Below are 13,967 nucleotides of genomic sequence, written 5' to 3'. Positions count from 1 at the left end.
TACAAGTCATTATACTAAAAATCGTTTTTAGAAGTTTAATGATTTAAACTCTTTTCTATTGAAAAAGAATACTCTTACATATAGTTTTTTCCTGGTGTTTTTCTTCTTTTTGATAGCGTGTTCTACCAAAAAAAACACTTTTTTGTCGCGGAATTCACATGCTTTAAGTACAAAATATAACATTTTGTACAATGGAGGCATTGGTCTTGACAAGGGTTTAAAATCTATTCAGGGCAATAATCAGGATAATTTCTGGAAAATGCTGCCGATTGAAAAAATGCAGGTGGAGGAGAATTTTTTGGATGACAACAAAGCAAAAAATGCTGATTTTGAAAAGGCGGAAACAAAAGCCACAAAAGCCATTCAGAAACATTCCATGAACATTGGAGGAAGGGAGAAAAACTCACAAATGGACGAGGCTTATCTGATGCTGGGGAAAGCCAGATACTATGATCAGCGCTTTATTCCGGCTTTGGAAGCTTTCAATTATATTTTATACAAATATCCAAACAGCAGTAATATTTACACCGCAAAAATCTGGCGGGAGAAAACCAATATGCGTTTGGGAAATGATGGAATTGTAATTAAAAACATCAAGCTATTATTAAAAAACACGGATTTAAACAAGCAGACTTTCTCAGATGCAAATGCTTTGCTGGCGGAAGCTTTCCTGAATTTAGAAGAAAAGGACAGTGCGGTTACCAAACTTAAAATCGCGGAAGAATTCAGCCGTATAAACGAAGACAAAGCCCGTTACCGTTTCATTCTTGGACAAATGTATCAGGAAGAAGGAAAAAAAGACAGTGCCATTTATTATTACGACGGCGTTATCGATATGAATCGAAAAGCAGATCGTAAATATATGATGCATGCTTACGCAAAAAAAGCCCAGTTGTATGATTATGAAAACGGTAATGACACCATATTCCTGAAAACCTACAACAAACTCACAGCAGACCGCGAGAACAGACCGTATTATGATGTCCTGTTTTATGAAATGGGTGTTTTTTATGACAAAAAGAAAGAAAAGGAAAATGCCCTTAAATTCTATAATAAATCCTTAGCAAGAAAATCTAAAGATTCCTATTTAGTAGCTTCCGCTTATCGAAATATTGGAAACATGTATTTTAAAAATACAGATTACACGATGGCTGCCAAATACTACGACAGCACATTGGTAAAATTAGATCCGAAAAGCAGGGAGTTTACTTTTATAGAAAAAAACAGAAAAAACCTGAATGATGTTATTAAATACGAAGGAATTGCAAAACGCAATGACAGTATTATAATGGTTTATGGTTTACCGGCACCTGACAGAAAAATTTATTTCGAAAATTATATTGCCGAGCTTAAGAAAAAAGACGAAGCCAAACGCATTCTCGAAGAAAAGGAAAAAGAAAAACTGGCCAATATCGAACGCAATACCAAAGAAGATAGTGGTCCAGCGGCTGTAAATCCGCAATCGCAACCCGGAGTCAGCCCACCCGGAATAGGAGCTTTTAATCCGCCATCAGGAAACGAGACGGCAAGTAGTACATTCTATTTTTATAATCCGACAACAGTGGCCTACGGTAAACTGCAATTTAAGAAAACCTGGGGGAACAGAGCCTTAGGAGGGTATTGGAGAATGGCTTCTGCAAAAGCGGCAAATGATGATGCACTATTAAAAGAAGCCGCAGAGATGGATAACGATTCTGTAAATGCCGTTAAAGATTCAATAGTCATAGAAAAATATACAACAGCATTTTATGAAAAACAGCTTCCGACAACACAACCTGCGATGGACAGTATTGGCAAGGAACGAAATTTTGCCTACTATCAGTTAGGGCTCATTTATAAAGAAAAATTTAAAGAGAATAAATTAGCAAGTGACAAGCTGGAGCAATTGTTAAAAAACAATCCGGAGGAGAAATTAATTTTACCGGCAATGTATAATTTGTATAAGATATATGAAATCACAGATCCTGCAAAAGCGCAGGCCATAAAAGCAAATATTACAACGACCTATCCGAATTCGAGATACGCCCAGATTTTAAACAATACAAACGGGGAAGATTTAGCATCACCGGAAAAGGAATATAAAAAATGGTATAAACTATATCAGGAAGAACAATTTGATGTGGTGCTGGATAATATCGATAACCTGATCAATCAATATTCCGGAGACGAGATTGTTTCTAAATTTGAATTGCTGAAAGCGAATACCCTCGGAAAAGTGAATGGTTTGTCAGCGTATAAAAAAGGTTTGGAAACAGTTGCCGATAATTATCCAAACAGCGTTGAAGGCCAAAATGCGCGCGAAACTTTAGAAAAGCAAATACCGGGCTTAGAAAAACTTGATTTTACAGCAGTTGATGGTAAAAACTGGAAAATTTTATATTTAATTTCGAATGACGATGCTAAATCGCTTCAAAAAATTGAAGAAGCATTAAAGGTGTTTCTGTTAGTTGAAAATTATGAAAGACTTACCACTTCGGTGGACAAATACAATAAAACCCAAAAATTTGTAGTTATTCATGGTATGAAGTCAGAAGCATACGCTAATGATCTTGCAGGTGTTTTCAGAGATGATAAAAAGTATAAAATCGCAAATCCGGCTATTATTATTTCAAGTGACAACTATAAAATAATTCAAATTAAAAAGAATCTTGAAGCTTATTTAGCTCCTAAAAATCCATAATATAATGTTTGATAAAGCCAAAAAAAACGGAACCGAACTGTTAGGAAAAACCAATAGAATTGTAGAAGGCACATCAATTATTGGCGATATAGTTTCAAAAGCCGATTTTAGATTAGACGGGGAACTGATAGGAAATTTTACGTCGCAGGGGAAGCTTGTTATTGGAATATCGGGTGTTATAAAAGGCGAGATTGTTTGTAATAATGCAGACATTGAAGGAGTTTTTCAGGGGAAAATAAAAGTTTTGGAAGTCCTTAATATAAAAGCGACAGCACATATTCATGGAGAGGTCGCTGTTGGAAAATTATCTATTGAACCAGGAGCCGATTTTACAGCTACTTGTACCATGCTAACAAATACTAAAGAAGTTACCGTAAAAGATGGAAAAAGAGCCGAATAGAAGTCCGAGGAATAAATGGATTGCACTCATTAACATTCCCATACAAATGGGAGTTATCATTTTCCTGTTTGCCTATTTGGGAAACTGGTTAGATGAGAATCATCCAAACCCTAAAATATATTACAATAAGATTCTTATTATGGTAGGTGTTGCGTTAGCATTATATAATGTATTTCGCCAGGTGAACGAAATCAATAAAACAAAGTAATTTATCTTTTAAAACAGCTTTAAATAAATGTTGCATCTTTGCATAAAAATTATTTGAAATGCTTTTAAAGAATCACAGGCCCATTCTACATTTATTCTTTCTTACTGCAGTGGCTTATATTGTGCATAAAGCCGTGTTTTTAATTTTTGGAATTCAGGATCAAAACTTTCACTATACAATAGAATTTCTGTATTTGATTTTTTTTGCATTTGCAACTGTTTTATTCATGATCCTGTTAAAGTTTAAAACAACGCATTTTGATAATATCGGAATGCTTTTTATGGGAGGAACTTTTATTCAGATGTTTTTTTTGTATTTTGTTTTGAGACCTATATTAATAGACAAGCTGCAAAACATGGCAATTGAAAAAATGAATTTTTTTATAACATTTATTTTATTTTTGATATTTGAAACGCTTTTAACTATCCGATTACTAAATGAAAAGCATTAAAATAACGATTCTGTAAAACAACGTTAAAAAATAATTTTTCATATCCTTTTGAATATTAATAAAAAATGTACCTTTGCACCAAATTTTAGAAACGTAAAAAATAAGATTTTTAACAGATATGGTGATTCCAAACAAACCACTCAGATTTATTCTTGTAGCTTTAGTAGCTTGTCTTCCGGTAATGAGCTTTGCTAATTCCGAAAAAGACGCTGTACATACTCAAACTGAAGTAGCTCACGAAGCTGCTGCAGAAGGCCATCATGCAGAGCCAACAGATATAAAATCTAAAATTAAGGGTTTTATTGGGCACCACGTTTTAGATTCTCATGATTTTACATTGACTCAGGATGATGAGACAGGTAAATATTATGGATTTCCATTGCCTGTAATTTTATGGGATAATGGATTGCATATTTTCTCTTCCGCAAAATTTAACCACGGTCACGCTGTTGCTGAATCAAATGGAAGTTATTATGCAATTAATCATCATGACGGGAAAATTTACAGAACAGACGCTTCCGGAGAAATTACTGAAAATGAAAAAACCGGACATCCAACAAATGTTCGTCCTATCGATTTTTCAATTACAAAAACAGTAGTTTCAATTTTTGCAGCTGCATTATTAATGTTCTTGCTGTTTTCAGCTTTAGCAAAATCATATGCTAAGAACGGAGGAATTGCTTCTGGTGTTGGAAGAATCTTCGAACCATTGGTAGTTTATATTCGTGATGAGGTTGCGATTCCAAATATTGGTGAAAAACATTATAAGAAATACATGAGTTATTTACTGACTATTTTCTTCTTTGTTTTGTTTTTAAATATCTTAGGTTTAACTCCACTGGGTATTAATGCTACAGGTAATTTAACAATTACATTCGCATTGGCATTGATTACTTTCTTAATTACAAATCTTTCAGCAAACAAAAATTATTGGGGTCACATTTTCTGGATGCCGGGTGTGCCAAAACCGATGAGAATTATTTTAGCCCCGATTGAATTGTTAGGAGTTTTCATCAAGCCATTTTCATTAATGATTCGTTTGTATGCAAATATCTTTGCAGGCCACATAGTTTTAATGAGTATTATCGGATTAATGTTTATCTTTAAAAGCTGGATTGGAAGCAGTTTATCTTTTGGATTATCATTTGTGCTTTCTATTCTTGAAATTTTAGTAGCATTTTTACAAGCTTATATTTTTACCATGCTATCCGCGCTTTACTTTGGTTCAGCTGTAGAGGAGCATCATCATGAGGAAGCTCACCATTAAAATTTAGATTTCAGAATTTAGATTTCAGATTATTTAAATCTAAAATCTACACTCTCAAAATCTAAAATCAATTTGAATGTTTAATTTTTAATATATATACATATGAACGGTTTAAATTTCATAGGAGCAGGATTAATCGTAATCGGAGCTGCATTAGGTATTGGTAGAATTGGTGGTTCAGCAATGGACGCTATTGCACGTCAGCCAGAAGCTTCAGGAAAAATCCAAACAGCTATGCTTATCGCAGCTGCACTTATTGAAGGTATTGGTTTCGCTGCATTATTTGCTGCTTAATTAAAACACAAAAAAAACAATAGTTGCAACGGTTGGTTGTAACTATTGTTTTAAAAATTAAAACATTAAAATTGCTTTTCAAAGAGCAGTTTAAAAAGACATAATTTAAAATTTATAATTATATATAATGGATAAGTTAATAAATCAGTTCGAGTTCGGTTTGTTCTTTTGGCAAGTATTAATATTTGTTGGATTGATATTTTTGTTAAAAAAATTCGCCTGGAAACCAATTCTTGATGCAGTTAATGACAGAGAACAAGGTATTAAGGATGCATTGCTTTCTGCTGAAAGTGCAAGACAGGAGATGCAAAACCTGCAGGCTGACAATTTAAGAATTTTGAACGAAGCCCGTGCAGAACGTGACGCGATGTTGAAAGAAGCTCGCGAAATGAAAGAGAAAATGATCGCTGATTCTAAAAACGAAGCACAAGCTCAGGGTCAGAAAATGATCGAACAGGCTAAAGCGGCTATCGAAAGCGAAAAAAATGCTGCAATGGCTGAATTGAAATCACAAGTTTCAACTTTATCATTAAGCATTGCTGAAAAATTGTTGAAAGAAGAATTATCTAACAAAGAATCTCAGACTAAATTAGTTGAGAAAATGTTAGGTGACGTAAAGTTAAACTAAGATTATGGCAAGTACAAGAGCAGCAATTCGTTATGCAAAAGCAATTCTGGACTTAGCAAACTCTAAAGGGGTTGCCGAAGCTGTAAACAACGATATGAAGTCAATTGCTTCAGCAATTGAAAGCAATTTAGAATTGAGTGCATTTATCCAAAACCCAACTACAAAGGTTGAGGTTAAGGAAAGTGCTCTTTTAGAAGTTTTTGCAGATGTAAATGGAGTAACCAAAGGGTTGTTTCATTTATTGTTCGAAAACAAAAGATTCGAAATTCTGGATGCAATTGCAGTAGAATACAGCAGAGTATTTGACGAAAGTAATGGTGTTGAAGTAGCAAAAGTTACAACTGCTATTCCTATGGATGCAGCTTTAGAAGCTAAAGTTTTAGCAAAAGTAGCAACATTATCAGATAAGAAAATAACAATAGAAAATATAGTTGATCCGGCAATTATTGGAGGATTTATTTTAAGAATAGGGGATCAACAATACAATGCTTCTGTTGCAAACAGATTACAAGTATTAAAAAGAGAGTTAAGTAATTAGTTTTATCACACATAAAAGTGTCTAAATTATAAATTAAGATGGCGGAAATCAAACCTGCTGAAATTTCAGCAATATTAAGAAAGCAAGTAGAAGGTTTTGAATCTGGTGCTACGCTGGAGGAAGTAGGAACAGTACTTCAAGTTGGAGATGGTATTGCTCGTATTTACGGGCTATCGAATGTACAATATGGTGAGTTAGTTGAATTTGATAACGGACTTGAAGCTATTGTATTGAACCTTGAAGAAGACAATGTTGGTGTGGTACTTTTAGGGCCATCAACAGGAATCAAAGAAGGATCAACAGCAAAAAGAACACAACGTATCGCTTCTCTTAAAGTAGGTGAGCAAATGGTAGGTCGTGTAGTAAACACTCTTGGTTTTCCAATTGATGGAAAAGGACCAATTGGCGGAGACTTATACGAAATGCCTTTAGAAAGAAAAGCACCTGGTGTTATCTTCCGTCAGCCAGTTACTGAGCCATTACAAACAGGAGTAAAAGCAGTTGATGCTATGATCCCGGTTGGTCGTGGACAACGTGAGCTTGTAATTGGTGACCGTCAGACAGGTAAATCAACAGTTTGTCTGGATACCATCTTAAATCAAAAAGAATTTTACGATGCAGGAAAACCTGTATTCTGTATATATGTTGCAATTGGGCAAAAAGCTTCAACTGTAGCAGGAATCGCTAAAATGTTAGAAGAAAAAGGTGCAATGGCGTATACCGTTATTGTGGCAGCTAATGCTTCTGATCCGGCTCCAATGCAAGTTTATGCTCCTTTCGCAGGTGCTGCAATTGGAGAATACTTTAGAGATTCAGGTCGTCCTGCACTTATTGTGTATGATGATTTATCTAAACAAGCTGTTGCTTACCGTGAGGTTTCTCTTTTATTAAGAAGACCACCGGGACGTGAGGCATATCCTGGAGACGTTTTCTACTTACACTCCCGTTTATTAGAGCGTGCCTGTAAAGTAATCGCCGATGACGGAATTGCTAAAAACATGAACGATTTACCAGATTCTATCAAGTCTATCGTAAAAGGTGGTGGTTCATTAACTGCTTTGCCAATTATCGAAACTCAGGCTGGTGACGTTTCTGCTTATATCCCAACAAACGTAATTTCGATTACAGATGGTCAGATTTTCCTTGATGGAGATTTGTTCAACTCCGGAGTTCGTCCTGCGATTAACGTAGGTATCTCTGTGTCTCGTGTTGGAGGTAATGCTCAGATTAAATCAATGAAAAAAGTTTCCGGAACTTTAAAATTAGACCAGGCTCAATTCCGTGAATTGGAAGCTTTCGCTAAATTTGGTTCTGACTTAGATTCTGTTACTTTAAATGTAATTGAAAAAGGTAAAAGAAACGTTGAAATTCTTAAACAAGGATTGAACGATCCTTATACAGTAGAAAATCAGGTAGCTATTATTTATGCTGGTTCTAAAAACTTATTGAGAAACGTTCCTGTAAATAAAGTAAAAGAATTTGAAGCTGATTTCTTAGCCTACTTAAACAGTAAACATAAAGATACGCTTAATGCGTTGAAAGCTGGTAAGTTAGATGATAACATTACTGATGTTATTGAAAAAGCAGCAAAAGAAATTTCAGCAAAATATATCTAATTAGATAATTCGTTAATTAGATAATTAGAAAATATCTTAAGGGACTTTCTAATTATCTAATTTTCAAATTGTCACATTTTTTAATTAACAAATGGCAAATTTAAAGGAAATCCGTAATAGAATTACTTCCGTTTCATCGACGATGCAGATTACATCGGCTATGAAAATGGTTTCTGCTGCAAAGCTTAAGAAAGCACAAGATGCAATCACTGCGATGCGCCCTTATGCCGAGAAATTAACAGAGTTGCTACAAAATCTTTCTGCTACACTTGATGGTGAAGTAGGTGGAGATTATACTACTCAACGTGAAGTAAAAAAGGTATTACTTGTTGCTATAACTTCAAACAGAGGTTTATGTGGAGCATTTAATACTAATATTATTAAAGAAGCTAAAATTCGTACGCAGTTTTATGCAGGAAAGCAGGTTGATATTTTTCCAATAGGTAAAAAAGGAAACGACGTTCTGGCTAAAACACATACAATTCACGGTCATCATAATGCAATTTTTGATCATTTGACTTTTGATAATGTAGCTTCAATTGCAGAAAAATTAACTGAAAAATTCCTTTCCGGAGAGTATGACAGAATTGAATTGATTTACAATCAGTTTAAAAATGCTGCTACTCAAATCGTTCAGGTAGAGCAGTTTTTACCATTGGCTCCAATTAAAACCGAAGTTCCGGTTGCTGCAGCCGATTATATTTTTGAGCCTTCAAAAGAAGAAATTGTATTGACTTTGATTCCTAAATCATTAAAGACACAATTATATAAAGGAATTCGCGATTCATTTGCTTCAGAACACGGAGCGCGTATGACAGCAATGCATAAAGCAACTGACAACGCAACTGAATTGAGAAACCAATTGAAATTGACTTACAATAAAGCACGTCAGGCAGCTATTACTAACGAAATCTTAGAGATTGTTGGTGGAGCAGAAGCTTTGAACGGATAATTTTTAAGACATACAAAAAAGAGCCGACAAGTAATTGTCGGCTCTTTTTTTTGTTATATCAGCAATGTTTATTGTGAGAAACATTTAATTTAAAAATAAAAGAAATAACTTACAAGTATTGCCGAATAATGCTAAAAAAGACATTTTTTTAAGTACATTTGAGATCTGTTTTTTAAAAATATATAGGTCAAATTAAAAGTTAAGAAATCAGGAAAAAATTAAGATATGGACATTGAATTATAAGGAAAATTATTTTAATTTTTTTTTGTCATTTAGTAGCTGAGTTGTTTCAACAATTAATTTAGTTCTATTTTGTAAAAGTTAAATGGCAAGAAACGGAGCTCATTATAAATCAGTTACGTTTTAATTGTAAAAAAGTATATATTTATACTTTTAAAAGTAGTAACTTTTTAACACTTTCTACGTATAACATTTAACAACCGAAAAGTTATTAAAAATAGATTAACTAAAAACAATGGCAAAAGAAAGTTTTAATTGGAAGAGTCTCTTTATTAATGAAGAAACTGATACCTCAGAAGGAAAAGTTGCAACTCAACCATCGACTCCCGTTTCACCAAGCTCTGGTAACAAATTTCCAAATCAAAGTACAGAATCATTTCCGACAAATTCGTTGACAAATCCCTTTTTAAATGAGATTTTTGAAGTTTATGACAAAGGTTTTGAATCTTTAAATGAGCCTGGTTTTGATTTTTTCGAACTTTATAAGTCTGTTCTTGCTGTAGGAGTAACAAATCCGCAGAGTTATCAGATGGCTTTTACTATGGGTAAAACTATTAAGCCTGATTTAACAAAAGAATTTCTTTTACAAAAAGGCAGCTACTATATTACAGAGATCGAGAAAGTATATTCAAAATATGATACGATTGGTAAAACTAAAAAAGCAGATTTAGATAATACTATAACCAAAGAAAAATATAATTTATCTAAAAGCATTTCTGATCTGGAAGCCAAAATTATTGAACTTCAAAAGGAGTTAGAAGCTAAAAAAATCGAACTTCAAAAGATTGATCCGGTAAATATGGAACAGCTTTCGGAAATTCAGTTAAAAATGGATGCTAACGATTTAGCTAAACAAAAAATCTTAAACTCAATCAATACTGTAATAACAGGAATTAATCAATATTTGTAATAATGGATAAATACGAACAAGAAAGAAGTACACTTTTAACACTGCCGATACTTAAGCACTTTGACGAGTCTAAAGGAGAAATTGCTTTAAAATCCGGTGCACTTAAAAAAGGAGAAAGGTCATTGTTTCTGGCTTTGGCACTTGGTTTATTAGGAGTTGGGGGTTATTTAATCTGGACTTATATTATACCGCCATTATTTACAATGTTGGGACAGGCGATTGCCTTATCAGCTACAGGAGTATTTTTAGTTTTTTTAGTTATGATGGCCCCTGTAATAATGAAAGCACTACGTTTTACGACAAAGAACCTTCATAAAGCATTAATTCAGAGTAATCCCTTTAATGAATTAGAGGAGCAAAAGCAAAAAATGATTAAAAACCGTGAAGTTTTTAAGAACACAAAAGCAAAGCTAAAAGGTCTTAAAAATGAAATGGAAATTGAAGCCAACAAGTCTGAAAAAGAGGCGAAATCATTTCAGGAAGAGGTTTTGAGTCTACAGCGTCAGTCTGAAAAATTGAAATCAGCTATGGATGAAATGGTTAGGCAAAATGGAGCTGCTGCAAAAGATACTGATGAATATGTAGCGCTGCAAAGTGAATTAGCAAGAAAACTGAGTGACTCCCAAAGAGTTTCGACACAATATGAGCAAAGCAAAAGTTTTATTCAAAAGTATGGTATTCGTGCCAACGTTTTGGGAAAAATGGATCGTAAACTTACTTTAGCGGGAACGGCTATTGATATTAAAATTGCAGATTTTGATGTTACGGTAAAGATGCTTCAAAAAGAATATGAATTTGCCAAAAACGCTAAAGAAGCTACAGAAAGCGCTAAAAGTGCCATGTTGTTTACTAAAGATTGGGAATTAGAATACGCTTTAGAAGTGGTAACGTCTACTATTGCTCAGGATATTGCTAAAACTTCTGAAAATTTAATTGATATTGATGCCTTAACTTCTAAATATTCTGTTGATAATGATGAACTGTATTCAAGATTAGATTCATTAGCAGATGAAATTAAAACAGGGGATAATACCATTCCGGATTCAACAAAATATACAAATCCAAATTATAAAATGACCAAGGAAGATAAATTATCCGGTGGTGGTTTTGGGGATATTTTTTAACACAATAAATTTAATTTTTATATAAAAATGGGAAAAATTTTAAGAACAGAAAAGTTAACGACGTTTTCTGAATTAATAATTGTTATTGCAGGAATTGGTGCAATTTTAGGGGGAGTTTACTATTTATCTCCTGGAATTAAAACGGCAGTTTCAAAGCAGCTAAACGGAATAGAGCTGAATCAAACAGATGTTAATAACGTTACCAATGCTGCAAAAATTGAACTTCCGTCAACAGAAATATCATCAGAAGTTTCAAATAAACCTTTAGTAAGAATTGGAGGTTATGCATGGAATGCTCAGTCTGGAATTATTGTTTCTAATGGTGGCCCAAAAACAACAAAGGGGTCATTAATGGAAAAAAACGGAGTAAATCTTGAAATTATTCGTCAGGACTGGCTTTCGGAATTGCGTAACATGCAAATGAAATTTATTGAAGAATTTGATAAAGGTGAAGATTTTCCTTCTTCAGATAAAAGTATTTTTGCAGTTATGATTATGGGTGATGGCGCACCATTTTATATCAGTTCTGTGCAAAAATCATTAGACGAAAAATATGGAAAGGATAAGTACCACTTACAAGTTATGGGTGTTGTGGGTATGAGTTACGGTGAAGATAAATTAATCGGGCCTCCAAGTTGGAAATCAGATCCAAAATCTATGAAAGGTTCTGTTATATCTGCCGTGCTTGGAGATGGTGACTGGGTTACAACTGTAAATTATTGTTTTGCAAACGGATTAAAAGTAAATCCTGATCCAACAACTTATGATGCGGAAGCGGTAAATATTTATCCATCAGAAAATGACGATTACATTAAATCGGCTGAAGAATTGATCAAATCTCAAACAACAGGCTGGACAGTTACTTTAAAAGAAGTAGTAAACGGTAAATTAACAGGAAAATCAGTTAATAGAAAAATAGATGGTTGCGCGACCTGGACACCCGGAGATAAAACCGTATTTGATAAACTGAATGGTTTTGTTGATATTGTTTCTACAAAAGAATTCAATAACCAAATGCCAACAGCTCTTATAGGTGTGAAAGAATGGGCAGTGAAAAATCCTGATATAGTTTCTAATATTTTGAAATCGGCACTGACGGCTTCAAATCAAATGAAAAATTATGAAGATTGGAAAGTAAGGGCTTCTCAGGCAGTTGCTGATACGTATAAAATTGAAACAGCTGACTATTGGTACAAAATGTTTAAAGGACAACAAGGAACAAAAGCTGGATTGACTTATAATATGGGTGGTTCAAAAGTATTTAATTATGCTGATGCGATGCAATATTTTGGTCTATCTGATGGTGTAAACAGATACAAATCTGTTTATAATCAGGTTTCAGGATATTTAACGGAATTGAATCCGTTTGGATTTAATGAAAATGTTGGAGCGGTTGTTCCTTACGATCAGGCAGTGAATTTGTTTTTTCTGAAAAACATCAATGACATCGAATCCACTTCTGCAGATAAAGCAGATTATAGTAATGAGGCAAAAGAGGTTGTCGCTTCCGGAGAGTGGAAAATTAATTTTAATACCGGAAGTGCTGAAATTTCAAATTCATCAAGTAAGGAAGTAGAAAAAATTTACAACCTTTTAGTTCAGGCTGAGAATACAAAATTAACTGTTGTTGGACATACTGATAATGTTGGAAATCCAGATGCTAATTTAGCTTTGTCAAAAAGTAGAGCACAAGCAGTTGTAGATTATCTAAAACAAAAAGGTATTCCTGCTAATCGTTTTCAATTAATTGACGGAAAAGGTCAAAACGATCCTATAGCAGACAATAATTCTGCTTCAGGGAAAGCATTAAACAGACGTGTGGTTATCACTTTCTTAAAATAAAAACAAATACAAAAGGCTATCTTTACAGGTAGCCTTTATTCAGGATATGATAAAAATTTTAACTCCCTTTGAAAAAATATCAAAACTCAACAAAACACTTATTTTAATAAGTTGGTTGGTTCTTTTGATTGTTATTTGGTTTGCAACAACAGCTGGTGAAAAGCATCTTTTTCCATCTCCTGCTCAGGTTTTAGCTGGTTTTACCGATCTGTATAGAGAAGGTTTGGTGGTACATATTTTCAATTCATTGAAATTATGTTTTATCTCTATTTTTTTAGCCACGATAATTTCTTTGTTCTTTGCTTATGCATGGCCAATCCCATTGTTAAAATCAATTTCTGAATTTATAACAAAATTTAGATTCTTACCTTTTACCGGACTTTCATTTTACATCACAATGGTAATTCATGAAGCCCGAACAATGCAGGTTTGGATTTTAGTAATTTTCTTAACTACATTTTTAACGACATCCTTGATTGCCGTTATTAAAGATATTCCGGAAGAAGAATTTGATCATGCCAAAATGCTTAAATGTACGCGATGGGAAGTGCTGTGGCAGGTTATTATTTTAGGAAGAATAGATTATGTAATTGATGTGATCAGACAAAATCTTGCGATTACCTGGATGATGCTGGTTACAGTAGAATCAATTGTTGTTGCTTCCGGAGGATTAGGGTTTTTGATAAAAAACTCTGATAAATTTATGAATACAGGACGAATTATTGCACTTCAAATCATCATTTTATTAATAGGGTTAGGCTTAGATGCAGGAATAAATTATTTAAGAAAAGCACTATTTAGATATTCAAAAATATAA

Annotated in this window: 13 protein-coding genes; all 13 read left to right on the top strand. The window is 33.7% G+C overall.

Annotated elements, in window-relative coordinates; translation table 11 throughout:
• Positions 1-58: 58 nt before the first annotated feature.
• The 13 genes from LPB89_RS02965 to LPB89_RS02905 all read left to right on the top strand — a co-directional run bounded on the left by LPB89_RS02965 (position 59) and on the right by LPB89_RS02905 (position 13,967).
• The gene (locus tag LPB89_RS02965; RefSeq protein WP_230700189.1) at positions 59-2,680 is read left to right on the top strand and encodes a tetratricopeptide repeat protein; all 2,622 of its coding nucleotides are present in this window, start codon (positions 59-61) and stop codon (positions 2,678-2,680) included.
• Positions 2,681-2,684: 4 nt separating this feature from the next.
• Positions 2,685-3,080, top strand: coding sequence for a polymer-forming cytoskeletal protein (locus LPB89_RS02960; RefSeq protein WP_230700188.1), 396 nt, complete (start codon positions 2,685-2,687; stop codon positions 3,078-3,080).
• Positions 3,061-3,288: an AtpZ/AtpI family protein gene (locus tag LPB89_RS02955; RefSeq protein ID WP_230700187.1), complete on the top strand. Its 228-nt coding sequence runs from the start codon at positions 3,061-3,063 to the stop codon at positions 3,286-3,288. Before LPB89_RS02960 ends, LPB89_RS02955 begins: the two co-directional genes overlap by 20 nt.
• 569 nt (positions 3,289-3,857) lie before the next feature.
• Positions 3,858-5,006, top strand: a complete 1,149-nt coding sequence (atpB, locus tag LPB89_RS02950) for a F0F1 ATP synthase subunit A (protein ID WP_230700186.1) — start codon at positions 3,858-3,860, stop codon at positions 5,004-5,006.
• A 102-nt stretch (positions 5,007-5,108) separates the two neighbouring features.
• On the top strand, positions 5,109-5,300 hold the full coding sequence (gene atpE / locus LPB89_RS02945) for an ATP synthase F0 subunit C (protein WP_053472986.1): 192 nt from the start codon (positions 5,109-5,111) through the stop codon (positions 5,298-5,300).
• Positions 5,301-5,427: 127 nt separating this feature from the next.
• Positions 5,428-5,928 carry a F0F1 ATP synthase subunit B gene (locus tag LPB89_RS02940; RefSeq protein WP_127338102.1) on the top strand — a complete coding sequence of 167 codons (501 nt, stop codon included), beginning with the start codon at positions 5,428-5,430 and terminating at the stop codon, positions 5,926-5,928.
• 4 nt (positions 5,929-5,932) lie between these two features.
• Complete coding sequence (gene atpH, locus LPB89_RS02935; RefSeq protein WP_230700185.1) at positions 5,933-6,466, top strand: ATP synthase F1 subunit delta; 534 nt, start codon at positions 5,933-5,935, stop codon at positions 6,464-6,466.
• Positions 6,467-6,504: 38 nt separating this feature from the next.
• Positions 6,505-8,082, top strand: coding sequence for a F0F1 ATP synthase subunit alpha (gene atpA, locus LPB89_RS02930; protein ID WP_127338104.1), 1,578 nt, complete (start codon positions 6,505-6,507; stop codon positions 8,080-8,082).
• A 91-nt stretch (positions 8,083-8,173) separates the two neighbouring features.
• The gene (atpG, locus tag LPB89_RS02925) at positions 8,174-9,034 is read left to right on the top strand and encodes an ATP synthase F1 subunit gamma (protein ID WP_230700184.1); all 861 of its coding nucleotides are present in this window, start codon (positions 8,174-8,176) and stop codon (positions 9,032-9,034) included.
• A 475-nt stretch (positions 9,035-9,509) separates the two neighbouring features.
• The gene (locus tag LPB89_RS02920; RefSeq protein ID WP_230700183.1) at positions 9,510-10,184 is read left to right on the top strand and encodes a hypothetical protein; all 675 of its coding nucleotides are present in this window, start codon (positions 9,510-9,512) and stop codon (positions 10,182-10,184) included.
• Positions 10,185-10,186: 2 nt separating this feature from the next.
• Positions 10,187-11,308: a hypothetical protein gene (locus LPB89_RS02915; protein ID WP_230700182.1), complete on the top strand. Its 1,122-nt coding sequence runs from the start codon at positions 10,187-10,189 to the stop codon at positions 11,306-11,308.
• Positions 11,309-11,335: 27 nt separating this feature from the next.
• Positions 11,336-13,150, top strand: a complete 1,815-nt coding sequence (locus LPB89_RS02910; RefSeq protein WP_230700181.1) for an OmpA family protein — start codon at positions 11,336-11,338, stop codon at positions 13,148-13,150.
• A 46-nt stretch (positions 13,151-13,196) separates the two neighbouring features.
• Positions 13,197-13,967, top strand: a complete 771-nt coding sequence (locus tag LPB89_RS02905) for an ABC transporter permease (RefSeq protein WP_230700180.1) — start codon at positions 13,197-13,199, stop codon at positions 13,965-13,967.

It is taken from the genome of Flavobacterium sp. ENC, from assembly GCF_020991415.1.
In the GTDB taxonomy this organism is placed as follows: Bacteria; Bacteroidota; Bacteroidia; order Flavobacteriales; family Flavobacteriaceae; genus Flavobacterium.
This window is presented reverse-complemented; position numbering and strand designations above follow the sequence as displayed.